Genomic DNA, 23,582 nt, shown 5'->3' with positions numbered 1-23,582 from the left:
GGGTCGGCGGCGTCATGATCTTGCCCAGACTCTTAATCCCTGTAGAGACAGCAACGGCGGAGACCCGTGTTGCTGCATCGCCAGAAACAGTCAAGAAATTCATCGGTCTGGGCTGTTCGGTGGCCATCGAACGCGGAGCCGGTGCTTCTGCTGGTTTCGTTGATTCTGCTTACACCGAAGCCGGTGCCGAGCTCGTGAGCGTTGCGGACGCTCAGGCCTGGGGTCAGGCAGACCTCCTCCTGTGTGTTCAAACCCCTGCGGCACAAAACCTGGCCCGCTTGCGCCATGGTGCCCTGGTGGTGGGATTGCTTTCCCCTTACAGCAACCAGGCGCTCGCCTCCTCCCTTCAAAGCGGTGGTCTGTCGGCCATGGCCCTCGAGCTGTTGCCCCGCATCAGCCGGGCCCAATCAGCCGATGCCCTCTCCTCGCAAGCCAACATCGCTGGCTACAAGTCGGTGCTGCTGGCATCTGCTGCACTCGACCGTTATTTCCCGATGCTGATGACAGCGGCGGGCACGGTGCAACCCGCCAAGGTGGTGATCCTGGGTGCCGGTGTGGCGGGTCTGCAGGCAGTGGCTACCGCCCGTCGTCTTGGGGCCGTGGTGTTCGTCAGCGACATCCGCCCCGCCGTGAAGGAGCAGGTGGAATCCCTCGGGGCCCGCTTCATCGAGCCTCCCGAGCTCGAGGACAAGCCTTCTGAATCGGGTGGCTACGCCAAGCAAGCCTCTGAAGCCTTTCTGGCCGCCCAGCGTCAACAGCTGTCGGATCAGCTGGCTGAAGCGGATGTGGCGATCTGTACCGCCCAGGTGCCTGGCCGCCAAGCTCCTCGCCTGATCAGCGAAGACATGCTGGATCGCATGCGCCCCGGTTCTGTTGTGGTTGATCTGGCGGTGGCTCAGGGCGGCAACTGCGCGGACACCAAGCCTTCCCAGACTGTGGATCGCAAGGGCGTGAAGCTGGTCGGTGCCAATGACCTGCCCTGCACGGTGCCCAACCACGCCAGTGCCCTGTATGCCCGCAATCTGCTGGCACTGCTGGAGCCCACCCTCAAGGACGGCCAGCTCAGCCTTGATCCCGACGATGAACTGATCGCCGGTTGTCTGATCGCTCAAGACGGCAGCATCCGTCGCGGCGACGTTCTCACCCCCGGAGCCAACTGATGGATTCTCTGATTCTTCTGGGGGCGGCCAGCGCCCCGCAAACTCCCCCGTTGGTGAACGCCCTCTGGGTCTTGCTGTTGGGCAGCCTTCTGGGTCTTGAGCTGATCGGCAAGGTGCCCCCCACCCTGCACACGCCGTTGATGAGTGGCGCCAATGCGATCTCAGGGATCACGGTCTTGGCCGCCCTCACCGCAATCATCAAGGCCGATGGCAGCGTTCCGCTGCTGGTGCTGGGTTCTGTCTCTCTGGGCTTTGCCCTCTTCAACGTGATCGGTGGCTTCCTGGTCACTGACCGCATGCTCGCCATGTTCAGCCGTAAGCCCGCCCGCAAGGAGAACCGCTGATGGAGTTCCTCACTTACGCAATCGACCTTGTTGCCGTTCTGCTTCTGGCGCTTGGCATCAAGGGGCTCTCCAAGGTGCGTTCTGCCCGGGGCGCCAATCAAGTCGCGGCCATCGCCATGGCCTTGGCTGTTCTGGGTTTGCTGATCAGCTACGCCGGCGAACCATCCTTCAATGCCCAGGCTTGGACCTGGATCATCGGTGGCACTGTCGTCGGTGGTGTGCTCGGCGCGGTCATGGCCCAGCGGGTGCCGATGACCTCCATGCCGGAGACCGTCGCCCTGTTCAACGGCTGCGGTGGCATGTCCTCGCTGCTGGTTGCGCTGGCTGCAGCCTTCTTCCCCAGCGCTCTTGAAGCCAGCGGCATGGTGGCCGTGGTGTCGATCGTGATCTCCGTGTTTGTCGGTGCGATCACCTTCACCGGATCAATCGTCGCCATGGCCAAGTTGCAGGGATGGCTCTCCACCCCTGTTTGGATGCAGAGCAAGGCGCGTCATTTCGTCAACATCGCCTTGGCCGTGGCTTGCCTTGTGGGCGCCATTGAGCTGATTGCCAACAACGGCTCCAGTGTTCAGGGCCTTTGGCTGCTGGTGATTGCCTCCAGCGTGTTGGGCATTGGCGTCACCCTGCCGATCGGCGGGGCCGACATGCCTGTGGTGATTTCGCTGCTCAACAGCTATTCCGGTGTGGCCGCTGCGGCCGCGGGTTTCGTGGTCGGTAGCCAGTTGTTGATCGTTGCTGGCGCCATGGTTGGTGCTGCCGGCCTGATCCTCACCCAGGTGATGTGCAATGGCATGAACCGTTCGCTTGTGTCGGTGCTCTTCGGTGGTGCACTCGGTGCCTCTGCTTCCTCCGGCGGCGGTGGTGGTGAGTACACCAACATCACCAGCTGCAGCGTCGAGGAATGTGCCCTCACCCTTGAAGCTGCTGAGCGTGTGGTGATCGTTCCGGGTTACGGCCTTGCTGTAGCTCAGGCTCAGCACACCCTGCGGGAAGTCACCCGGTCTCTGGAAGCTGCGGGCATCGAGGTGGCTTATGCGATCCACCCCGTGGCCGGGCGCATGCCAGGCCACATGAACGTGCTGCTGGCTGAGGCCGATGTGCCTTACGAGCAGCTCAAAGAGATGGATGTGATCAACCCTGAGTTCCCCGCCACCGATGTGGTGCTGGTGCTTGGCGCCAACGACGTGGTCAACCCTCAGGCCAAGAACGATCCCCAGTCGCCCCTCTACGGCATGCCTGTGCTGGATGTGCAGCAGGCCCGCACCGTGTTTGTGGTGAAGCGCGGCATGAGCGCCGGTTACTCCGGCATCAAAAACGACCTGTTTGAGCTGGGCAACACCTCGATGGTCTTCGGGGACGCCAAGAAGGTGCTGGGTGATCTGCTGGTCGAGCTCAAGGAGCTCGGCGTCGGCAAGAAGTGAGCCTCGTTCAGTGAATCTGCACGCGTCCAGCGTGATCGACGACCCCCGGTTGCTGAAGCAGCTGGGGGTTTCTGTCTATCGACAGCGCTGGCCTTGGCTGGGAGGGGACTTGCAAACCCTCCGCGACACTTTGCGGCCCGTTGCACTTCCCCAAGACCACGGCACGCCGATTCAGATTGCGGTGCCGGCCTTGGCGAGTGGTGCAGCTGATGCCGGCCATCTGCTGGCCTATCTCGATCGGCCTCTCGGCCGCGACGGATCCCCAGATCCAGCCCCGAAAGGCCTCGTGGTGGTCCTGCATGGCCTAGGGGGATCCAGTCGCCGGGAAGGTTTGCGCCGCCTTGGGCTCAGCCTGCAGGGGGCTGGTTTTGCCGTGCTGCGTTTGAACCTGCGCGGTGCTGACCCAGGCCGTCATCTTGCCGGTGGCACCTATGCCGCTTCCTGCAACAGCGACCTGCTGCCGGTGCTGGAACGGGCACGACAGCTGACATCACAGTTGGCGAGCGAGGCCGCGGCTGCAGAGCCCCTGCCTCTCTATGGCGCTGGCATCTCCCTTGGGGGGACGATGCTGCTCAATGCCTGTCTGACGTCGCCAGGGGTGCTGGATGGTTTGTTCTGCGCCAGTAGCCCGCTCGATCTGGCGGCCTGCAGCGCCTCGATTGAGCGCCCCCGCAATCGCATCTATCAACGCTGGCTGCTGCAGCGCCTGGTGCGTCAGACCCTTGCCGATCCCTTTGGCGTCAGTGCCCAAGAAGCCGAGCAGTTGGGCAGTTCCCCGCCCCGCTCCATTCGGGCCTTCGATGCCGCTGTCACAGCCCCCCGTTGGGGGTTTGCGTCGGTTGACGCTTATTACCGTGGCGCCTCGCCGCTTCCGCAACTGCTGGAGCAGCCCGATCGCTTGCCCCCCACCTTGTTGCTGCAGGCAATGGATGACCCCTGGGTGCCTGCAGTCTCCGCTGAGCAGCTGCAGGCCTCGCTGGCGCCGAGCATCGGAGTCGGCGCGGCTTCAGCCCAGCCCCTGGAGGTGCTGCTCACGGCGCGCGGTGGTCACAACGGTTTCCATGGCCCAGGAGATCGCCTGCTGACGGGCTGCTGGTCCGATCGGGTTGCCTGTGCCTGGCTCAATCAGCGCTGTGTGCTGGATCAAGAGCGGTGATGCGCCCCATCAGAGGGTGCTGAGCGGATTTCGAGGAGTCTGAGCCCGGTGATTCCACTCCCCCATGACCCAACAACAAGCCGAAGCCGTCCTGGCCTTTGCGGATGTGCTGCTGAAGCGGGGGCGCCGCCAGTCGGCCGAGTTGCTCCTCACGTTGATGGAAACCGAGCTGGAGGCGCTGGAGCAGGATCAGCTCGAACAGCGGCCCTGAGTGCTTGCTTCCACGGCCTCGTTGCCGAGCAGCGATGGTTGCAAGGGGGTCTGCTTCAGGATCCACTGCTGGCAGGGTCTGCCCTCCAGCACGTGTTCCCGCAGGATGATGTCCATCCGCTCTGGCGAGACACCGCCGTACCAGATTCCATCGGGCCAGATCAGCAGCACGGGTCCTTGCTCGCACACCCGCAGGCAGTCGACTTTTGAGCGCAGCACGATGCCTTGTGCGCGAGCCGGATTCTCGAGATCAAGCTCCCGCACCAGTCGCTTGAGGGCATCCCAGCTGGCGCTGCCATCGACGGGATCACAGCATTTCCCCTTGGTCGGGGTGGCGCAGAGCAGCAGGTGGTGACTGATCAACGGTTGTGCCGTCGCTGAGCGTGTCACGCCGCGAGGACTGCCGGCATGCGGCGTGTGCCGCGGCTGACCTGTTCGCGTACGGCCTGACGGGCCCATTGGTCCACGGCCAGCACGTCATCGAGCTGAGGATGATCGATTAAGTCGGTTTTGTGGCGTTCGCAGGCCGCTTCGATCACCACAGGGATATCGAGGAAGTGGATCTTCTCCTCGAGGAACTGAGCCACAGCCTCTTCGTTGGCGGCATTCATCACCGCCGGCATGGTTCCTCCGGCCCGGCCTGCGGCATAGGCCAGCTCCATGCAGGGATATTTGGCTGGATCGGGTTTGCGGAAGCTTAGCTGGCCAACTTCGGTGAGATCGAGGCGCCGCCAAGGGGTTTCCTGGCGTTCCGGCCAGCTCAAGCAGTAGAGGATCGGCAGCTTCATGTCGGGCCAGCCCAATTGGGCCAGCACAGAGGAATCTGCCAGCTCAATCATCGAGTGGATGATCGATTGGGGATGGATCACGATCTCGATGTGGTCGTAATCGAGGCCGAAGAGGTAGTGGGCTTCGATCACCTCGAGCCCCTTGTTCATCAAGGAGGCGGAGTCAACGGTGATCTTGCGTCCCATGCTCCAGTTGGGGTGTGAGGTGGCGTCGGCCACCGTGGCCTTTTCGAGATCACGGGCATCCCAGTCGCGGAAGGCACCACCGGAAGCAGTGAGCTGAATGCGGCGCAGGCCCGGTGTGGGCACACCCGTGGAGAGGCGGGCATTGTCAGCCCAGGGGGTCCCCTGCAGGCACTGGAAGATGGCGGAATGCTCCGAGTCGGCGGGCAGCAGACGGCTGCCGCTCTTCTTCAGCTCTGGCAGCACCACCGGTCCGGCGGCGATCAGGGTTTCCTTGTTGGCTAGGGCCAGATCCTTTCCGGCACGGATTGCGGCCAGGGTCGGCAGAAGACCGGCGCAGCCCACGATCCCGGTGACCACCAGATCGGCGCTCTCCCAGGAGGCCGCCACATTCAATCCATCAGGGCCACCCACCAATTGGGGTGTCGCTGCCTCATCAACACCTGCAGCCTTGAGGCGCTTCTGCAGTTCCGGGAGCAGGGCCGTGTCGGCCAGGGCCACCACTTCTGGGCGATATTCCTGGATCTGCTCCACCAGCAGGGCCAGGTTGCGCCCGGCGGTGAGCGCCACCACTTTGTACTGATCGGGAAAGTCCCTGGCGATGTCGAGGGTTTGGGTGCCGATCGAGCCCGTGGAGCCCAGCACGCTGATGGCTTTCACGTCGATCAAGCAATTGGGATCAGTTTCCCATGCCAGACCCTGGCAAACTTCGTCCAGATCGATGGAGTCCTTAGGCCGATGGCGGTGAAGGAGCACTGGGGCTCAAGGTTGGGATTTGTGCTGGCGGCCGCTGGCAGTGCGGTTGGCCTTGGAAACCTCTGGGGGTTTGCCTACAGGGCTTCCCAGGGGGGTGGTGGCGCGTTTCTGCTGCTGTACCTGCTGATTGTGTTGGTGGTCTGCCTGCCGGTGCTGGTGGCTGAGATGGCTTTGGGCCGTAGCACCGGTCACAGTCCTCTGCTGGCACCTGTCACTGCTGCTGGTCGCCGCTGGCAACCGATGGGGTGGCTTTTTATCACGGCTGCGTGCGGAATCCTTGCGTTTTACGCCGTGTTGATGGGTTGGACGCTGACCACCCTGGTCCATGCGCTGATGGATGGTCTTCCCAAAAATGAGGCCGAAGCCACTGCGTTTTACGACGGACTGAGTGGTGGTCGTTCTGCTCTTTTAGGTCAGGGGATCAGTTTGCTTCTCACAGCAGTTGTTGTCGCTGCTGGGGTGAAAGGGGGGATCGAACGGCTCTCGCGCTGGGGGCTGCCTTTGCTCTTTGCCATGTTGATCGGTTTGGTGATCTGGTCTGGAAATCTGCCAGATGCTCTGAGCGGTTACAACACCTTTTTGCTTCGTTGGGATGCCTCCTACTTGGTTGACTTAACTACCATTCGCCATGCATTCGAGCAGGCATTCTTCTCGATTGGAACTGGCATTGGTTGCATTCTTTGTTACTCGGCATATCTCGATCGCAAGGCTCGTTTGCCTAAGGAAGCAGTCGCCATCGTGGGCATGGACACTGCAGTCGGCTTGCTGGCCGGCATGGTCACGTTCCCAATCGTGATGAGTTTTGACTTGTCTGATCTTGTGGGATCTCGACCCTTAGGTGCCATCTTTATTGCATTGCCTACGGGACTGTCCTCACTACAGGGCACAGGACTTGCTGTTGCGGTGATCTTTTTTGCTCTGGCCTTTATCGCCGGCATTACTTCAGCGGTGTCATTGCTGGAAGTTCCTGTCGCCTCATTGATGGATTCACTTGGCTGGAGTCGAACGCAAGCTGTCTGCGTCTCGGCGACGTTGATTTTTATTCTTGGCTTACCGGCTGCAACATCCACCCCCGTTTTGTGGTGGATGGCATCGGTGTTTGGAGGCGTGTTGCTGGTGCTGGGCGGCCTGCTGATTTGCCTCTTGATCGGATGGAGCGCTCCCGATCGTTTTCGAGAGGACCTTGCTCAATCCGGCACGCCGGTGGGTCAGCGCAGATTGTTGCTGTTCAGCTTGCGCTGGGTTGCACCCCTGGTGATTGCCGTTGGTCTTGTCGTCAGCCTTGTGGATCTGGTTCGCGGTTGGCTCGGTGCGGCTTAAAGAATCGTTGGGCCGGGCTCAGATCAGGTTCTGCAGCAGCTTGGCCGCCAGTTGCACTTCCCTCAGAAAGCACAGTGACGCCAGCATCAAAAGCACCATGGCGCTGATGAACAGGGGCACCACCACTGCGGTGAGGTTGAGCTGAAAGACGACACTCAGGAACATGGCCGCCACCACAGCGGAGATCAGCAGGGTGGTGGCGGTCAGCAGCGCAATCGCCCGCATCGTGAGCTGCATCCGCTGGCGGTAGATCCTGCGGGTGCGTTCATCCATGCTCCCCGTCACCTCACGGGTGGCACGCAGCTGTTTGGCAGTGTCGACGATGCGCACTAAGCGGCCGTAGAGCACATTCATCAGTGCTCCGATGCCGGCCAGCAGAAACACAGGCGCAACCGAGAGCTGTATCGCCTTGGAGAGGCTCTCGGGCTGCAGCGTCACAGCACAGTTGCTGACAGATCTGAACCCTAGGGACGCTGTCTAGCGGAGTCAGGTAGACAGGGTGCGATCGCAGCAAAGTTGTTCATGCTCTGGCTCAAGCGTTGGAACTTCATCGAACGGGCCAAGCTCGAGCGGGAGCTCTGGGAAGCCTTTGAGCGGCGAGAAGATCTCGAAGCGCTGGTGGAGGCCCTGCGGCAGCGGGTCGACAGCGGCAGTGCCACTGATCCGGGTGACGACCGCTTTCGTTTGGAGGTGTGGACGACGACCCTTGGCCGCATCCGCAAAATCGAGGCGATGATGAAGGATCAGCCGCGCTGACGGCCCATCAGTTGCGTCGCCATTCGGTGATGCCGCCCGGCTTGTCGATTAGTTCAATGCCCTGGGCAGTCAGTTCGTTGCGGATGCGGTCGGCTTCGGCGAAGTTTTTGGCGACCTTGGCCGCTTTGCGGGCAGCGATCGCCGCATCAATCGCGGCATCATCGGCGCCGTTTCCGGATGCTTCTGGCTGTTGCTGCTCTTCGCGCAGACCGACCACCGCGGCCAGTTCCCTCAGCAATTGCCAGCGCTGCTGCAACAGTTCCAGGTCGGCGGGGGCTTGTTCGGGTTGATCGCCCCTGTCGCGGCGGTTGGCAAGGCTCTGTATTACCTCATAGGTGGTTATGCGCTGAATTTGTCGCTCTTGGAGCTCTGCAAGTGGGCAAAGTCGAGGCTCTGCTGCTTCACGCTTTCTCTGGTTTGAGATCCCTCAATGCAGAAATAAAACATTAGTTCGCTTGTCGCTTGAGGAATAATTTTTCATTAGGCAAATCTTGTCTGATGGCTATTGGCTAACTGCTTCATGAGCAAATGCTATTGAGTGAGCAGATTGCTCTTGGCCTTACGCTGTGCTCAATTCATATTGTTGACACATTGGTTAAATTGTTGTCTCAGGGATTTCAGTAAGGGATGTCCTGATAATCTTGGAGTTCAGGGCTAACGTACTGTAGTTGGTGGACTAGGGCATTTGCTGCAAATTCATTTTGCGAATCGGATCAAGTCCATCATTATTCATTAATGCTTGCCCGTTCATGCTGTATGGAGGGGGTGGGCGAAGCAAATTCGATTTTTTAGCTTATTATCAGACTTTCTATTGATGAAGTCACAATATATATTTTATGAAGATATCTTTAGAGGAGGCTGAAAGAAATCGGGAATTTCAGTCGAGCATCACAAAATTTTGGCAGAGTTATTTTGGATACGATATTAAGGGGGCTATGCATATTTCAAGTGTTCTGGTGACGGCATTGTGCATCTCTGTGTTGATCCAGCTCTATTGCGTAGTCAACAATGTTAATAAGTGGCCCTTCGTTGCTCAGAATATGTTTGCTCATAAGTACAGAGGATTAATTAAAAGAATGGTAATTGTGCTTCACCGTGAAAATGGCAACAAGTGCCTTGTTTTGCCAGGAGATGTGATTCCCGTTGCATTCTTTAGAGCGCAAAGAGTATTACTTAATATTTACACCGGCCAAGCTGATCACGAAGATATTGAGCGATTCTCTAGAGATCTATTGCATCGATTAAATTACCAGCCATGGCCCAAGTTTGATGAAATCAATAAATCTGCCGCAAGCCCTGAGAATAACAAGTTCACAGCTTTTAAAATATACATAGCTGAACTTGATCTGGCGAGAGAAAAAAGGCTTACAAGAAACTCCACAATTGAGGATGTAATTTCTAAAACCCACTTATTTTGTGAGTATCAGCTTTAGATCTCAATATCCATTGCTCTGCGCTTTCTTCTCAAATGCTTTTCCAATCAAATTTAATTAGCAAGGCCTTAGCCCTCACTATTTTAGTTTTAGTATCATCAAGAGAATATGGAGGTTTCTTGCCGAGCATAGAGCATATAATATCGGCAAATTCTTCCTTGAAAAAAGAGGCTAAAACATATTCATTTGCTCAAATATATCCTATTGCAAGAGCTTTTTTAATAGCTAATTGTATTTTGGTGTTCATAGGAATTTATCCCATATTCACTGTTACTTTATTAGTGATAGCATTTCTTTTCCTGGACTATTATTTTGCAAATCTAACACCTGAAATATGGCCCAACTTTTTTCATCTTCATTTTATAGGAATATGCTGCATTTTTCTGGAAATTCTTAGAATTTTTCAGTTATCAGAAATGCCTGCGGGCCCAGAAGTCTTCACTACAGTTTATTGGGTTATATTTATACAAATTAGCCTCATATATTTCTTTTCTGGCCTTTCAAAGCTAATACATGGTGGTGCTGCCTGGGCTCAGAATGCAGAGTCTTTGCATTTAATACTTTTAATGCGTGGTTCTTCTTTGGGTAAGTCAATCTTTTCGCATTCATTGTCCCGGCGAATAGCAGGAACAGGAACAATTGTCTTTGAGTTGCTTGCACCGGCATTATTACTTCTGCCTAATGGGTTTTTGTATTTGTCAGTATCTGGATTTTTATTTCATATGACCACTTATGTGTTTATTGGGATATCTTTTTGGCATTTATGGATTTTCTTTCCTGCTCTGATTCTTGAAATCTCAGGCAGATCTGGGGTATTCTAAATCGCGAAGATTATTCAACCTTTATCTGTTACTTGATGAGTAATTGCAAATACAGGGCGGACTTATTATTACTTCGTTCAACATCTTTGGCCTTCCGGTCTAATGTTTTGTGATTGTTAATTCAACACTATTTTGATTACAAATTAATTTTCCATAGCCGCCAAATGGAATTGTTGTGTGTGGGGTTGTATGGCCAATATCAATACCAAAAGCGATTGGTATGTCTTTAAGTTGCACTATTTCCAAGACGTGCCTTATTGTATTAGCGTCTAATTTTGAACTCGAAGGGCTTCTGCCAAAGATTAGCCCTTTGATGTTCCCTATATCCTTTGAGTGAAGGAGCGATATTAATGTTCTTGTTATTTCGTCGGCACTGCGTAGATCCTCAAGTATCAAGATAATGTCATTCATTTCTGGCATGTATTCGGTTCCTTGCAGAAGATGGAGAGTGGTTAGATTGCCCGCAACAATAAGTCCTTCAGCACTCCCCTCTTGGATACACTTCATAGGTTCATTGAGTTTAAATATACGATCTTCTTGATTTATAAACCATTCATCTTCGCTCCAGTGACTGCTAGCTTTAATTGTCCATGGATCCTTATTAAATAGACATTTTTGGAACTCCTGAATTGTGTATGTTAGGCCCTTTTTCATCCCAAAAGTAGAATAATGTGGGCCACTGTAAGTCACTAAGCCACTTTTTTTAAGGATCGCCGCAGAGAGCAATGTTATATCCGAATAACCGCAAAAAACCTTGGGATTATTCCTGATTAATTCATAATCTAGATGTGGGATGAGCTGATTAGCATGAAAGCCTCCGATCGCGGTCAAGATACATTTTATGGATGAGTTGCTAAAGGCTGAATGAATCTCATCAAGCCGCTTGCTTAGGGGTAAACACCCAAAGATATCTACTTCCTGTGTTTCAGTTGAAACGACAACTTTCAGCCCCATATTGGTGATATTTTCACGTGCTTTGTCAAGCGTATACTGGCCTGTTTTTCCTTTGCCAATTATTTGAATACATTTTGATGGCGAGATTACAGACACAGTATCTCCATGATTTAGCTTCGGCGGAAAAATTAGTTTCATGGTTGTTGTTGGCACTCACATTCAGGGTGGATCGCTATTGATTTTTCGATCATCTTGTAGCTTGATGAGTCTAATATGAATTGTTTTCCTGCAGTTGCTACCTCAAGTCCTAGGAGAAAGCGGATTACTTCGTTGACTGCCATTGAGGCTACAATGGTATTGAGTGGGCCATATGACGTGGCTTGAAGCCGTGAATTCAGCTGGATTCTGTCAGTTGTCTTGTCTTCTTCGAGTCTGCAAAAATGACAGGCTGTTTTGCCAGGAATGATGAATGGGCCAATGAGACCATTGATCTCTGCGTAGCCTGCAGTGATAAAAGGAACGTTGCACTTTAAGGCTGCCTGATTGGTCCACGAACATATTGTTTTTGGTGGGCTGTCTGCAGACAGGACCCATGCATCGCAGTCTCCCAAAAACTCTGCGATCTCTTCATGACTTTTAATCTTACTTTCTTGAAATGCTATTTTGCAGGAGCTATTTCTATCCATTAATCGCTTTTGAATTTGTTGTACCTTTGGAAGCCCGACATCGGCTTCTTCTAGCAATACAACTCTAGGTAGGTTTGTCTCTTCGAGTAGGTCATCATCCATCAACTTGATGGTGCCAACCCCGGCTGCTGCTAAAAGCATCGAAACAGAAGACCCTATGCCACCAGCACCAATTAATCCAACTTTCTTGTTCTTAAGGCCTGAATAATCTTCTTTTGACTTTCCGAAGATATCATAATATAGTTCGTGGCGATCGTAGCGTGAGGTTGTGTGGCTGCTTTCTACTTCTTCGATGACTCCATAGTCATATAGCTCTTTGATGCATTGAATAATGTTTTCGACTGAGGCGTCTGATTTGGTGTTTTTGAGGCGCGAGCAAAGATCTTCTAGGCTTACAGGGCTGTTGAGAATTCTGCATAGATCCGCGAGAAATTCTGGTGGTTCTTCGAGAGTAAATGCCCGAGGTGGTGCCATCCAAAACTGTATCTTCCCGGATGGGGAGAGTTGAATCGAAATCGAGCGTTTGATTTGAATTTTATCCATCTGGGTGTCTCTTTTATGTGAATGAAGTTCAGAGGGGAATGATGCTTGATTGTTTCTTAGAGTTTAGTCGGCTTCGCTGGATTACTTGGAAGCCTTAATGTGAACTTTGGCATGTTTGCTGTTGTTCCCTTGGGCTCTTTGAGAATCGCCTGAATGCTTAAGGAAGAAGATGATCAAGGTCACTGCGCGCTGTGATTTTGATCACAGATAGAACTGAGCTGCAGTTGTGTCATGTTTGCGATGTCTGTGTTGCCCAACTCTGAAAGCCCAATGGGGAGATGTCTGAGTTGCGGCCTGACTGAAAGTCGACCTGAAGTTGGTTGGGCAACGTTGTGCATGAGTCAACGCACTATGGATGCGCAAAAGAAAGGGGTCGGTCACCTGTGGTGACCAACCCCTTCCGTATCAGATGCGTGAGACAGGCTTGTCTCGATCAATTCATCATGTCTTGCCAAATGCTTGCTTTGGGGGCGACCTTGAGCTTGGTGGACTGAAGGAGTCGTGGTGCTTGAAGCTTGGAAGAGCGGCGCGAGAAGCTCAGTGCACGAAAGCCACCTGCGATGGATTGCAGTTCTTTTTCGGTCAGTTCGTGGTTGAGGTTTTTCATGGTTTTGAGTTAGATACTTGTTGCTTGTCCTGTGTTGGACTCTTTAAGGATGGCTTGAGTGCTTCAGGAAGAAGATGATCAAGCTCACTGAACACTGTGATTTTGATCACAGATAGAACTGAGCTGCAGTTGTGTCATGTTTGTGATGTCTGTGTTGCCCAACTCTGAAAGCCGAATGGGGAGATGTCTGAGTTGCGGCCTGACTGAAAGTCGACCTGAACCTGGTTGGGCAACGTTGTGCATGAGTCAACGCACTATGGATGCGCAAAAGAAAGGGGTCGGTCACCTGTGGTGACCAACCCCTTCCGTATCAGATGCGTGAGACAGGCTTGTCTCGATCAATTCATCATGTCTTGCCAAATGCTTGCCTTAGGGGCGACCTTGAGCTTGGTGGACTGAAGGAGTCGTGGTGCTTGAAGCTTGGAAGAGCGGCGCGAGAAGCTCAGTGCACGAAAGCCACCTGCGATGGATTGCAGTTCTTTTTCGGTCAGTTCGTGGTTGAGGTTTTTCATGGTTTTGAGTTAGATACTTGTTGCTTGTCCTGTGTTGGACTCTTTAAGGATGGCTTGAGTGCTTCAGGAAGAAGATGATCAAGGTCACTGAGCACTGTGATTCTGATCACAGATAGAACTGAGGTGCAGTTGTGTCATGTTTGCGATGTCTGTGTTGCCCAACTCTGAAAGCCCAATAGGGAGATGTCTGAGTTGCGGCCTGACTGAAAGTCGACCTGAAGTTGGTTGGGCAACGTTGTGCATGAGTCAACGCACTATGGATGCGCAAAAGAAAGGGGTCGGTCACCTGTGGTGACCAACCCCTTCCGTATCAGATGCGTGAGACAGGCTTGTCTCGATCAATTCATCATGTCTTGCCAAATGCTTGCCTTAGGGGCGACCTTGAGCTTGGTGGACTGAAGGAGTCGTGGTGCTTGAAGCTTGGAAGAGCGGCGCGAGAAGCTCAGTGCACGAAAGCCACCTGCGATGGATTGCAGTTCTTTTTCGGTCAGTTCGTGGTTGAGGTTTTTCATGGTTTTGAGTTAGATACTTGTTGCTTGTCCTGTGTTGGACTCTTTAAGGATGGCCTGAGTGCTTCAGGAAGAAGATGATCAAGGTCACTGCGCGCTGTGATTTTGATCACAGATAGAACTGAGGTGCAGTTGTGTCATGTTTGCGATGTCAGTGTTGCCCAACTCTGAAAGCCGAATGGGGAGTTGTCTCGATTACACCCTGGCTGAAGCTTTTACTCTTGTTGGCTAGATTTTGCTTGATACGTGGTTATTCCTTCTAGGCATCCGCGTGTTTCTCACCAGTGAAGATGTGAGGGTGTTGGGTTGTTACGCGCCGTCGTTTCTTGATAACCAGAGCGCTTGCCGCGCTGACGGCCCATCAGTTCCGTCGCCATTCGGTGATGCCGCCCGGCTTGTCGATCAGTTCAATGCCCTGGGCGGTCAGTGCGTCTCGGATGCGGTCCGCTTCGGCGAAGTTCTTGGCGGCCTTGGCCGCTTTGCGGGCAGCGATCGCCGCATCAATCGCGGCATCATCGGCGCCGTCTCCGGCTGCTTCTGTCTGTTGCTGCTCTTCGCGCAGACCGACCACCGCGGCCAGTTCCCTCAGCAATTGCCAGCGCTTCTGCAACAGTTCCAGGTCGGCGGGGGCTTGTTCGGGCTGATCGCCCCTGACGAGGCGGTTGGCAAGGCCGCGCAGGGGGCGGGCCAGGTCGAACAGCACGGCCAGAGCACCTGAGCTGTTGAGGTCGTCGTCCATGGCCGCCACAAACCGCTCCTTCATGACGGCCAGGTCTCCATCGACGGCGTCGCCTGCCAGTTGTGCACCCTGATCTTGCACTGCGGCCACAGGCCAGCCCAGGCTCTGGGCATGGACCCGTCCCAGCCCAAGGGCGGCGTTGAGTCCTTTCCAGCCGGTGGTCGCGGCTTCGAGCGCCTCGGCGGTGAAATCCAGGGGTTTGCGGTAGTGGGCCTGGAGGACAAACAGGCGCATCGTCATTGGTGAGACGCCGCTGTCGAGCAACGCCCGGATCGTTGTGAAGTTGCCGAGTGATTTCGACATCTTGGTGCCGCCGACATTGACCATGCCGTTATGCATCCACAAATTCGCCAGGGTCGTGCCATTGGCGGTTTCCGATTGGGCGATTTCGTTTTCATGGTGTGGGAACGTCAAATCGCCACCGCCCAGGTGAATGTCGATGGTGGTTCCCAGCTCCTGACGAACCATGGCCGAGCACTCGATGTGCCAGCCCGGTCGCCCAGGCCCCCAAGGTGAATCCCAGCTGGGTTCTCCTTCTTTGACACCCTTCCAAAGCGCAAAATCGAAGGGGTGGCGCTTGCGGCTCTCTTCCCCATCGGCTGTGCGGCCGCTCGCTCCTTGCTGCTGCTCGTTGGGATCGCGGCCGCTCAGCTTGCCGTAATCCTTGGCTTTGGAGATGTCGAAATAGACATCGCCATCTGAGCTGTAGGCCGCGCCCTTGGCTTCGAGTTCGCTGATCAGTTTTTGGATGCCATCGATGCAGCCTGTGGCCCTTGGCATGCGATCGGCCGGCAAGATATTGAGCCGCCCCATATCGATTTCAAAGGCTTCGATATTCCGTTCGCTGACAGCCTCCATTGAGCTGCCTTCCTCATTGGCGCGGTTGAGGATCTTGTCGTCGATATCGGTGTAATTCTGGACGTAGGTGACGTCGTAGCCGCGCCAGATCAAGTAGCGGCGCAGCACATCCCAGTTGATGTAGCTGCGGGCGTGGCCCAAGTGGCAAAGGTCGTAGACCGTAACGCCGCAGCAATAGATCGTGGCTTTGCCGGCCTCGAGGGGCTCGAACGCTTCGGTGCGGCTGGTGAGGCTGTTCGTGAAGCGCAGGGGCACAGGAACGATTAAATGCTTCTGGCGAGGTTACGGCGAAGCCCCCTATTTCGCCTCCATCCAGTTGGCGCCGCTGCCCGTTTCCACCACCAGGGGCACGCTCAAGGTCATGGCGTTTTCCATGGTCTGCACCACCAACTGACGCACCGTGTCCAGAGCAGCTGGCTCCACCTCGAGCACCAGTTCATCGTGCACCTGCAGCAGAAGCTGGGCTGGCAAGCCCTGTTGCTGGAGCGCGGTTTGGAGCTGCACCATGGCCAGCTTGATGATGTCGGCGCTCGACCCCTGAATGGGGGCATTGGCGGCAGCCCGCAGTTGCTGGGCTTCCATGCCGCCGCGGCGGGCCACATCAAGATCGATCTCCAGCGGGTCTTTGCCCAGTAGGCGGCCGAGTCCGTTGCGATCGAAGTGGAAGGGGCGGCGGCGGCCCAGGATCGTTTCCACGTACCCACGGCTGAGGGCCAGGCGCTCCTGCAGTTCGAGAAAGGCAAACACCTTCGGATAGCGCTGTTTGTATTTGGCCAGAAAGTCTTTGGCCACTACCTGGCTGACGCCGGTTTCGCGGGCGAAACGCTGGGCACCCATGCCGTAGATCACACCAAAGTTGATGGTTTTGCCCAAGCGGCGCTCATCGGCACTCACCTCGTCTTTCTCCAGCAGCAACCGAGCGGTCAGCGCATGCACGTCATCGCCGTCGCGGTAGGCCTGCTGCAGCACCTCCTCGCCAGAGAGGTGGGTCAGGATACGCAGCTCGATCTGGGAGTAGTCGGCACTGAGCAGCTGCCAGCCCTCCTGGGGAAGAAAGGCCTTGCGGATGCGGCGCGAAAACTCCGTGCGCACCGGGATGTTCTGCAGATTGGGGTTGCTGCTGCTGAGCCGCCCTGTGGCGGTGACGGCCTGGTTGAAGTCGGTGTGCACCCGACCTGTTTCCGCTTCCACCAGTTGGGGGAGTGCTTCGACATAGGTGCTCTTGAGCTTGCTCAGCACCCGGTGTTCCAACAGCAGCGGCACCACCGGGTGGTCGCCCTCCAGTTTTTCCAGCACGGTGGCATCCGTGCTCCAGCCGGTTTTGGTGCGGCGGGATTTTTTGCGGTTGAGTCCGAGGGTGTCGAACAGCAGTTCCCCAAGCTGCTTGGGAGAGGCAAGGTTGAAACTGGTGCCGACCACGTCCTGGGCTTCCGTTTCCAGCCGCTCGAGGGTGGCGCCCAGTTCGGCGGAGAGCTCCTGGAGGTAAGGCACATCAATGCGGATGCCGGTGGCTTCCATCAGGGCCAGCACCGGTTCGAGCGGCAATTCCACTTGCTCGAGCAGGGCCGGCAGCTGTTCGCCCATGCTCGTGAGTTGCTGGCGCAGGTCGAGCGCTAGGCGCCGAGTGAGATGCACATCCATGGCGCAGTAGAGCGCGGCCTGGTCCACCGGCACTGCCGCAAAACTGCTGGCTTTCCCGTCCTTGGCCTTGCCCACCAGATCGGTGAACAGCGTGGGGGTGATGCCGTAGTCCCGCTGGGCCATCAGGTCGAGGCCATGCTTGGCCGCGGCATCGCGGAGGTAGTCCGCCAGCAGGGTGTCCATCACGACTCCCCCCAGCGTCAGGCCGTGACGCAGCAGGATCAGACGGTCGTATTTGGCGTTCTGAAGAGCTTTGGGGTGGTCGCTGCTGGCCAACCAGGGAGCCAGAGCCTGGAGTACGGCATCGAGAGCCAGTTGCTCTGGCTCACCCGCCGCGTCTTCCCCGTCTGGTGCGGCAGGAGCCATATGGCCAACCGGGATGTAGGCCAGATCCTTGAGGTCTGCCCCCCAGCACACCCCGACACCCACGAGCTGGGCTTTGAACGGGTTGAGATCGCTGGTTTCCGTGTCGACCGCCACAGGGGCCAGAGGATCCCGGCAGGCCATCAAACGCTCCACCAGGCCCGTGAGCTGGGCAGGGGTGGTGATCAACTCAGGCTGCAGGTCCGGCAGGGACGCGCTGCTCTCAGGGCTGGTTGATGGGTCGTTCGCCGCCGCTTGATCCGGGTCACTGGTGCTGGATGAGGCCGATGCTTTGGTTTTGCTGCTGCTGGTTTTGGCGCTCTCGACCAGGTGGCGATTGGCTGCGAGTCCCCCCGTGGAGAAGGTGGCGACGAAGGCCGGCACCTGACGCACCAGGCTGTTGAGTTCGAGCATCTCCAGCTGCTGTTGAAGGCCTTCGCCATCGACAGGTCCCAGCTCCAGAGCGGGCTCTTCAGGAAGGGGAATATCCACCAGGATCTCCGCCAGCTGCCGGGACAGGTAGGCGTTGTCGCGATCGTTGCTGAGCTTGCCTTTCAGGGCGCCTTTGATCGCGCCGCGGCTGGCTTTCGGGCCTTCCGCTTCCACCTCGGCCAACACGCGATAGACCGCGTCCAGATCGCCGTTTTCCTTGAGCAGGTTGATGGCGGTTTTGGGTCCCACCCCTTTGACGCCGGGGATGTTGTCGGAGCTGTCACCTGTGAGGGCCTTGAGGTCCACCACCGAGGTGGGCACCACCCCCAACTTGGCCACCACCCCCTCTTCGTTGATCAGCATTGGGCCGCTGCTGCGGGCATAGGGGCCACCGCCCATGTACATCACAGCGATATCGCGGCTGTCATCCACCAGCTGGAAGAGGTCGCGGTCACCGCTGAGGATGCGCACGCGCCAGCCAGCATTCGCTGCCCGGTTGGCCAGGGTGCCCAGCACGTCATCGGCTTCAAAGCCGGGGGCCATGCAGAGAGGCAGTTGCAGCTGCTGGCGCAGGATCTCCTGAAGCTGGTTGAGGTCCTGGAAGAACACCTCCGGTGCTGTGTCGCGGTGGGCCTTGTAGTTGGGATCCGCCTTGTGCCGGAATGTGGGTTCTGCCGTGTCGAAGGCGATGGCCACACCTTGCGGTGTGAGCGACTTGCAGTTGTCCAGCAGCGCTTTGAGGAATCCGTAGGTGACGCTGGTGGGCACGCCGTCCTTGGTGGCCAGGCCCCCCTCGCCCCCTTTGCTGAAGGCATAGAAGCTGCGGAAGGCCAGGGAGTGGCCGTCCACCAGCAGCAGCAGGGGTTTGTCCTGGGAAGGGCTCATTGCTGGATTGATCGGGGGCGGCAGCAGTGGGGGCGCTGTTGTCTGACTGTGGGCGCCTGAGGGCAGCCTCTCAGTTCAGGGGCTGTGGGCCGTGACTTAGTCGCGGTTTTTCGCCCAGGGCGGAAGGTCGATGAACACCTTGGTGCCGGGCTTGACCCCGTTGAGAATCGCCGTCTGACTGCCGCTGCTGGCCCCCAGTTCCACCGCCTGGAAGCGGGGCTGATCTTGCTTGCCCACCAGCAGCACACCGGGCTTGCCCTCTTCGGTCACGATCGCCACGGTCGGCACCAGGGTGCTGGCATTGGTGCGACCGGTCTGGAAGTCCACGTCCACGGTCATGCCGATGCGCAGATCGGGTGCTGGTCCAATCAGATCGAGCTCCACCTCAAAGGAGGTGACGTTGTCGGTCTTGACGGCCCGGGGAGCAATCTCGCGCACCCGGGCTTCAAAGCGCTGGTCTGGGTAGGCATCGACGCGCACGCTCGCGCTTTGCCCCACGCGAATGCGGCCGATGTCGCTCTCGGGCACCTTGGCCGCCACTTCGAGCCCCTGGGAGAGCTCCACGATCGAAGAGCTGGTGGCGCCAGCGGTGGCCGAGGCCGTGGTGGTCGGGGTGACAAAGGCACCAGGTTCAGCGAACCGTTGTGTGATCACGCCATCAAACGGGGCACGGATCAGGAGGTCATCGCTTTCCACACTCCGCTGCTCAATGCGCTCCTGTGCAGCCGCCAGAGCCGCCTGGCTGGTGAGATAGCGGGCGCGGAAATCGTCGAGATCGGCAGCACTGATGGCCCCGCGCTGGAAGAGGATGTCACGACGCCGAAAATCGGCTTGGCGCGCGTCGTAGTCGGCTTGCGCTTGGCGTTCCAGGGCCTTGAGCTCATCCAGCCGATCGCGTAAGTCACCGGGATCCATGCGGGCCAACACTTGGCCCTTGCGCACCACATCCCCTTCCTCCACCAGCAGGGCGTTAAGCACACCCTGGCGCTTGGGGCTCACATTGACCCGTCGCACGGCTTCCAGTTCACCGCTTGCGGTCACCACGCCGGGCAAGGTCCCCCGTTCGGCACTCACCGTGTAGTCACTGAGATCACGGTTTCCATTGCGGCCAGGGCCGAGGCTCCAGGCTCCGCCCCCGAGCAGCAACAGGCCTCCGGCGATCAGGGCCACGGTTCGTCTGCGGCGTAACCGCTTCAGACCCGACAATCTGGTGAGAGGAGCCAACGCTTGGTCCGCAGCTGGGGATGGGCTCTGGCGGGTGGGTGTGGCCATGGCCCTGGTCCCTTCATGGTTCTCAACAAGTGTCGCGTGTCAGCCGTCTGAGCGGTGATGCGGATAGCAGTACCTGGAAAGAGGACCCCAGGTAGATTCCGTCGATGCTTAAAGCCGGAATTGTCGGACTGCCCAACGTTGGGAAGTCGACCCTCTTCAACGCGCTCGTGGCCAATGCCCAGGCCCAGGCTGCCAATTTCCCCTTCTGCACGATCGAGCCCAACGTGGGCACCGTGGCAGTCCCTGATGACCGTCTGCAGAAGCTGTCGGATCTGAGCTCCAGCAAGGAGACGATCCCCACCCGGATGGAGTTTGTCGATATCGCCGGTCTGGTGAAGGGGGCAAGTCAGGGAGAGGGCTTGGGCAATAAGTTCCTGGCCAACATCCGCGAAGTGGACGCCATTGTTCACGTCGTTCGATGTTTTGAAGACGATGACGTGATTCACGTGTCTGGCTCTGTGGGACCGGCCCGGGATGCGGAGGTGATCAACCTCGAGTTGGGCCTGGCCGATCTGTCCCAGATCGAGAAGCGCCGGGAGCGCCTGAAGAAGCAGATGCGCACCAGCAAAGAAGCGCAGGTGGAAGATGCCGCGCTCGAGCGCATCCAGGAGGTGCTCGAGAAGGGCGGTTCAGCCCGCAGCGTGGCTCTGAGCGACGACGAAGCCGCGATGATCAAGCCTTTGGGCCTGCTAACGGCAAAGCCGATCATCTACGCCACCAACGTGAGCGAAGACGATCTCGCCGGTGGAAACCGCTTCTGTGAGGAAGTGGTAGCACTGGCAGCGAAGGAAGGCGCCGAAACCGTTCGCATTTCTGCCCAGGTGGAAGCCGAACTGATCGAATTGGGGGATGAAGAACGCGCCGATTACCTCGAAGGTCTCGGTGTGAGTGAAGGTGGCCTGCAGAGCTTGATCCGCGCCACTTATCGCCTGCTTGGTCTTCGCACTTACTTCACTACGGGTGAGAAAGAAACCCGCGCTTGGACGTTCAAGGCCGGCATGACTGCTCCCCAGACGGCCGGAGTGATCCACACCGACTTCGAACGTGGTTTTATCCGTGCGCAGACTATCGGTTGGGAGAAGCTGCTCGAAGCTGGATCCTTGGCGGAAGCCCGCAACAAGGGTTGGCTGCGCAGTGAAGGAAAGGAGTATGTGGTGGACGAAGGCGACGTGATGGAGTTCCTATTCAACGTGTAAGAAACTAGTCGGGAAGCCTTATCTGGGTTGTCTGCTGAGTTGTTGTCTACTGCTTTGTCTGCTGGTTTACGCAGGCGGTAGAACTTCATCAAGTCGTGCCTGCAATGATGAAGCAGTTGTTGATGGCAAGAAGAAGCACAAGGAGACGTTCCCGCACCCTTGTAAGTGATGTTGCTAAAAATTAATCGATATGCTTATTATTCTATTGTCACGCTCTCGTGACAATTTAAAAGTTATCTCTCTAGTACTTAAGGCCTTTTTTATGAAGTAAATTCTGACATTTGGGCTTACCTTTTTTGACAATGTCCGTTGCCTCTTCTATCATTGATGGGGTTATTTCTTTCACTTTCTTTAGCTCTTCGAGTGTTCTGATAAAGCCTTCTTCCGACAAATTCCCTTCGTCATAGTTCCCACAAGCGGCTCCTGCTGCCCCGATAGCAACACCCATCCAAAATTTACTTCCTTTTGGTTCTTTGAAGTACTCACTCGCTGACAAGGGCGAGCCAGCAAGAAGAGCAAAAAGCGTAATGGGTACTGATAAAAGCTTTGATTTTTTCATCAAAATTTGTTGTTTAGGGCTTTGGTGTAATGGTCTTGTAGATTGATTTGGTCAGGTGTTGATTTCGTCCTTCCAGCGACAGCTTGCAGAGCCCATCTTATAAGTAAGATCACCATCGGTATCTTTGCGGCCTTCTACTCCAATGCAATGCCGAGTACCACGAATGTCCTTTAACTCAGCCATAAAATTGCATGTCAAAGAAGTGGCGCCATTGTTATACACAAACCAATTGCAGTCTGATGGCTGGATAAATACGGCTTTGGTCCCTGAAGACCATGTGCCGACTTCATTCATCTTGGTGAACAAGCTATACTTTCCGCCCGATTCTTTGTAATCTTCAAGCGTTTTTGGGTCTACCTTTTTCCAGTCCGTACTGAAGTCAGGGTCAATGCCAGGTCCAGTGAGGTTGGTGATGGCAGCGCAACCAGTCACAGAAAATGCAAAAGCTGCATAAAAAAGGATGCGCTTCATGTTGTAATCAGATTCCCTGAAATGTTATCACTTCGATTGCTTTATGCCCCTTTTTGCTTATAGGGGACGGTTGAAGGCTCACGGGTCTTGTTGATTTGGATCATTGTTTGGCGTGATCTGTGTCACGGGCCTCCCATGGGTCATGCCGTTGATCTTCGTCAGGCTTCGCGATTGTTAGTCGTTTGAGCAGGAGTCATCGCTGCTGGAATTCGAGCTGTGCTCACTGTCTGCGCTGTCGCAGCGTGGGCTGTCGTTGTGCGTGTTGTCGTTCTCGCTTTGAGCATTGCTGAGGCTTTGATCAGTTTCCAGATTGAGGCGTTCAAGCTCCGCCATATCATCTGAGTTGGTGGTTGTTTGGGATGGGGGTTGGCTGTTTTGGACGGCAGTTTTGGCTGCTTTGATCTGCCACACCAGCCAGGCCACCACAAGCGCAATTAATCCGATCGCAGGTAGATAGGTGTCCATTCCGATCTCATGGGTCGGCGTTGGATTGGGTAGTTTCTGCTCCTGCTGCAGTAATTGGATTTGCTCGCTGTCGAGCTCGTAGTAGATATCACCCGCCTCGTCCGTGTTCGCATTCAGTTCGGCTAGTACGTAGCTATCAACAGAAATTTTGTAGGGAACAATGAAATTGTCGGTTTGAATTAAGGCGGCGTAGCACACGGTTGTGCTGTCGCTTTTCTCGGTGGGGATGGTGAATCTCTCGACCCCTTTGACGCACTTCAGCTCCTCTCCAGTCCCCATGCTGAAGAAGAAGGCGAAGGAGGGAGTTGTTGTCATGGGGAAGAGTTGTCAGTTGCGTGCAGATTGCAGTCGTCAGGGTCTTGCCTGGCTGGCTTGCTGTTGACGGAACGTTTTGCAGGTGTACGACGAATGCACCACAGGAGTGCTCTCGTCGCTGGCGCAACGGAAGCCCTCCTCAAACGAAGCCCGTTTGGCGGCATCGAACTGGGCAACGCCCACCACCCCGATCACCACCAACACCACCAGCGAGATGCCCGCTCCGGTTCCTTGGGGGTAGAGCCGCATGGCCGTCACAGCTGAAACCGTTTCGGATCCTGCCATGG

General features: G+C 56.2%; 25 protein-coding genes and 1 pseudogene. 10 read left to right on the top strand and 16 right to left on the bottom strand.

Features of this window, described 5'->3' with window-relative positions; genetic code table 11:
- Positions 1 to 14: 14 nt before the first annotated feature.
- From RS9916_RS05590 to RS9916_RS14345, 5 genes are all read left to right on the top strand, one after another.
- Positions 15 to 1,160, top strand: coding sequence for a Re/Si-specific NAD(P)(+) transhydrogenase subunit alpha (locus RS9916_RS05590; protein ID WP_007098310.1), 1,146 nt, complete (start codon positions 15 to 17; stop codon positions 1,158 to 1,160).
- Positions 1,160 to 1,504, top strand: coding sequence for an NAD(P) transhydrogenase subunit alpha (locus RS9916_RS05585; protein ID WP_007098309.1), 345 nt, complete (start codon positions 1,160 to 1,162; stop codon positions 1,502 to 1,504). The genes RS9916_RS05590 and RS9916_RS05585 overlap by 1 nt, the downstream gene beginning before the upstream one ends.
- Positions 1,504 to 2,925, top strand: a complete 1,422-nt coding sequence (locus RS9916_RS05580; protein ID WP_007098308.1) for an NAD(P)(+) transhydrogenase (Re/Si-specific) subunit beta — start codon at positions 1,504 to 1,506, stop codon at positions 2,923 to 2,925. Before RS9916_RS05585 ends, RS9916_RS05580 begins: the two co-directional genes overlap by 1 nt.
- A gap of 10 nt (positions 2,926 to 2,935) precedes the next feature.
- The gene (locus RS9916_RS05575; protein ID WP_007098307.1) at positions 2,936 to 4,081 is read left to right on the top strand and encodes a YheT family hydrolase; all 1,146 of its coding nucleotides are present in this window, start codon (positions 2,936 to 2,938) and stop codon (positions 4,079 to 4,081) included.
- A 64-nt stretch (positions 4,082 to 4,145) separates the two neighbouring features.
- Complete coding sequence (locus RS9916_RS14345) at positions 4,146 to 4,292, top strand: hypothetical protein (RefSeq protein WP_007098305.1); 147 nt, start codon at positions 4,146 to 4,148, stop codon at positions 4,290 to 4,292.
- Here RS9916_RS14345 and RS9916_RS05570 read toward each other — a convergent pair.
- Positions 4,271 to 4,681, bottom strand: a complete 411-nt coding sequence (locus RS9916_RS05570) for a ferredoxin (RefSeq protein ID WP_007098304.1) — start codon at positions 4,679 to 4,681, stop codon at positions 4,271 to 4,273. The two genes, RS9916_RS14345 and RS9916_RS05570, sit on opposite strands and share 22 nt — an antisense overlap.
- Entirely contained in the window at positions 4,678 to 5,922 is a 1,245-nt protein-coding gene (locus tag RS9916_RS05565) for a 1-deoxy-D-xylulose-5-phosphate reductoisomerase (protein WP_038024236.1), read from the bottom strand. The genes RS9916_RS05570 and RS9916_RS05565 overlap by 4 nt, the downstream gene beginning before the upstream one ends.
- Before the next feature lie 78 nt (positions 5,923 to 6,000).
- On the opposite strand from RS9916_RS05565, the gene RS9916_RS05560 reads away from it, so the two are divergent.
- Positions 6,001 to 7,338, top strand: coding sequence for a sodium-dependent transporter (locus tag RS9916_RS05560; RefSeq protein ID WP_038023353.1), 1,338 nt, complete (start codon positions 6,001 to 6,003; stop codon positions 7,336 to 7,338).
- Between the two features lie 18 nt (positions 7,339 to 7,356).
- Here RS9916_RS05560 and RS9916_RS05555 read toward each other — a convergent pair whose 3' ends face one another.
- The gene (locus RS9916_RS05555; protein ID WP_038024235.1) at positions 7,357 to 7,770 is read right to left on the bottom strand and encodes a DUF2721 domain-containing protein; all 414 of its coding nucleotides are present in this window, start codon (positions 7,768 to 7,770) and stop codon (positions 7,357 to 7,359) included.
- Positions 7,771 to 7,860: 90 nt separating this feature from the next.
- Between RS9916_RS05555 and RS9916_RS05550 the strand changes: the two genes are divergently transcribed.
- Positions 7,861 to 8,094, top strand: coding sequence for a hypothetical protein (locus tag RS9916_RS05550; protein ID WP_007098300.1), 234 nt, complete (start codon positions 7,861 to 7,863; stop codon positions 8,092 to 8,094).
- A gap of 7 nt (positions 8,095 to 8,101) precedes the next feature.
- Here the strand turns inward: RS9916_RS05550 and RS9916_RS05545 are convergent.
- Positions 8,102 to 8,419 (bottom strand): annotated as a pseudogene (locus RS9916_RS05545) (cysteine--tRNA ligase); the annotation flags it as partial.
- A gap of 511 nt (positions 8,420 to 8,930) precedes the next feature.
- On the opposite strand from RS9916_RS05545, the gene RS9916_RS05535 reads away from it, so the two are divergent.
- Together RS9916_RS05535 and RS9916_RS14340 are read left to right on the top strand one after the other, a co-directional pair.
- A complete protein-coding gene (locus RS9916_RS05535; protein WP_007098297.1) occupies positions 8,931 to 9,527 on the top strand; it encodes a hypothetical protein in 597 nt (198 codons plus the stop codon).
- Positions 9,528 to 9,562: 35 nt separating this feature from the next.
- Complete coding sequence (locus tag RS9916_RS14340; RefSeq protein WP_156777472.1) at positions 9,563 to 10,348, top strand: hypothetical protein; 786 nt, start codon at positions 9,563 to 9,565, stop codon at positions 10,346 to 10,348.
- Positions 10,349 to 10,447: 99 nt separating this feature from the next.
- Here RS9916_RS14340 and RS9916_RS13800 read toward each other — a convergent pair whose 3' ends face one another.
- From RS9916_RS13800 to RS9916_RS05515, 8 genes are all read right to left on the bottom strand, one after another.
- Positions 10,448 to 11,440, bottom strand: a complete 993-nt coding sequence (locus RS9916_RS13800) for a S66 peptidase family protein (protein ID WP_007098296.1) — start codon at positions 11,438 to 11,440, stop codon at positions 10,448 to 10,450.
- Positions 11,437 to 12,471: a ThiF family adenylyltransferase gene (locus RS9916_RS05530; RefSeq protein ID WP_007098295.1), complete on the bottom strand. Its 1,035-nt coding sequence runs from the start codon at positions 12,469 to 12,471 to the stop codon at positions 11,437 to 11,439. Before RS9916_RS05530 ends, RS9916_RS13800 begins: the two co-directional genes overlap by 4 nt.
- 433 nt (positions 12,472 to 12,904) lie before the next feature.
- Positions 12,905 to 13,078 carry a bacteriocin gene (locus tag RS9916_RS14110; protein ID WP_007098294.1) on the bottom strand — a complete coding sequence of 58 codons (174 nt, stop codon included), beginning with the start codon at positions 13,076 to 13,078 and terminating at the stop codon, positions 12,905 to 12,907.
- A 338-nt stretch (positions 13,079 to 13,416) separates the two neighbouring features.
- Positions 13,417 to 13,590 carry a bacteriocin gene (locus RS9916_RS14105; protein WP_007098294.1) on the bottom strand — a complete coding sequence of 58 codons (174 nt, stop codon included), beginning with the start codon at positions 13,588 to 13,590 and terminating at the stop codon, positions 13,417 to 13,419.
- 338 nt (positions 13,591 to 13,928) lie between these two features.
- The gene (locus RS9916_RS14100) at positions 13,929 to 14,102 is read right to left on the bottom strand and encodes a bacteriocin (protein WP_007098294.1); all 174 of its coding nucleotides are present in this window, start codon (positions 14,100 to 14,102) and stop codon (positions 13,929 to 13,931) included.
- 358 nt (positions 14,103 to 14,460) lie between these two features.
- Complete coding sequence (gene cysS / locus RS9916_RS05525; RefSeq protein ID WP_007098293.1) at positions 14,461 to 15,951, bottom strand: cysteine--tRNA ligase; 1,491 nt, start codon at positions 15,949 to 15,951, stop codon at positions 14,461 to 14,463.
- A gap of 42 nt (positions 15,952 to 15,993) precedes the next feature.
- Positions 15,994 to 19,017 carry a DNA polymerase I gene (polA, locus tag RS9916_RS05520; protein WP_007098291.1) on the bottom strand — a complete coding sequence of 1,008 codons (3,024 nt, stop codon included), beginning with the start codon at positions 19,015 to 19,017 and terminating at the stop codon, positions 15,994 to 15,996.
- 96 nt (positions 19,018 to 19,113) lie between these two features.
- Positions 19,114 to 20,289: an efflux RND transporter periplasmic adaptor subunit gene (locus tag RS9916_RS05515; protein WP_007098290.1), complete on the bottom strand. Its 1,176-nt coding sequence runs from the start codon at positions 20,287 to 20,289 to the stop codon at positions 19,114 to 19,116.
- A 104-nt stretch (positions 20,290 to 20,393) separates the two neighbouring features.
- On the opposite strand from RS9916_RS05515, the gene ychF reads away from it, so the two are divergent.
- On the top strand, positions 20,394 to 21,485 hold the full coding sequence (ychF, locus tag RS9916_RS05510) for a redox-regulated ATPase YchF (protein ID WP_007098289.1): 1,092 nt from the start codon (positions 20,394 to 20,396) through the stop codon (positions 21,483 to 21,485).
- A 241-nt stretch (positions 21,486 to 21,726) separates the two neighbouring features.
- Here the strand turns inward: ychF and RS9916_RS05505 are convergent, their stop codons facing one another.
- The 4 genes from RS9916_RS05505 to RS9916_RS05490 form a co-directional block, all read right to left on the bottom strand.
- Entirely contained in the window at positions 21,727 to 22,044 is a 318-nt protein-coding gene (locus RS9916_RS05505; RefSeq protein ID WP_007098288.1) for a hypothetical protein, read from the bottom strand.
- A gap of 51 nt (positions 22,045 to 22,095) precedes the next feature.
- The gene (locus RS9916_RS05500) at positions 22,096 to 22,515 is read right to left on the bottom strand and encodes a hypothetical protein (protein WP_007098287.1); all 420 of its coding nucleotides are present in this window, start codon (positions 22,513 to 22,515) and stop codon (positions 22,096 to 22,098) included.
- A 174-nt stretch (positions 22,516 to 22,689) separates the two neighbouring features.
- Positions 22,690 to 23,295: a hypothetical protein gene (locus tag RS9916_RS05495; RefSeq protein WP_038023348.1), complete on the bottom strand. Its 606-nt coding sequence runs from the start codon at positions 23,293 to 23,295 to the stop codon at positions 22,690 to 22,692.
- 36 nt (positions 23,296 to 23,331) lie between these two features.
- Positions 23,332 to 23,580: a hypothetical protein gene (locus RS9916_RS05490; RefSeq protein ID WP_007098285.1), complete on the bottom strand. Its 249-nt coding sequence runs from the start codon at positions 23,578 to 23,580 to the stop codon at positions 23,332 to 23,334.
- Positions 23,581 to 23,582 lie beyond the last annotated feature (2 nt).

This window comes from Synechococcus sp. RS9916, from assembly GCF_000153825.1.
GTDB lineage: Bacteria > Cyanobacteriota > Cyanobacteriia > PCC-6307 > Cyanobiaceae > Synechococcus_C.
The sequence above is the reverse complement of the archived record's forward strand: the minus strand, read 5'-3'. Positions and strand labels throughout refer to the sequence as shown.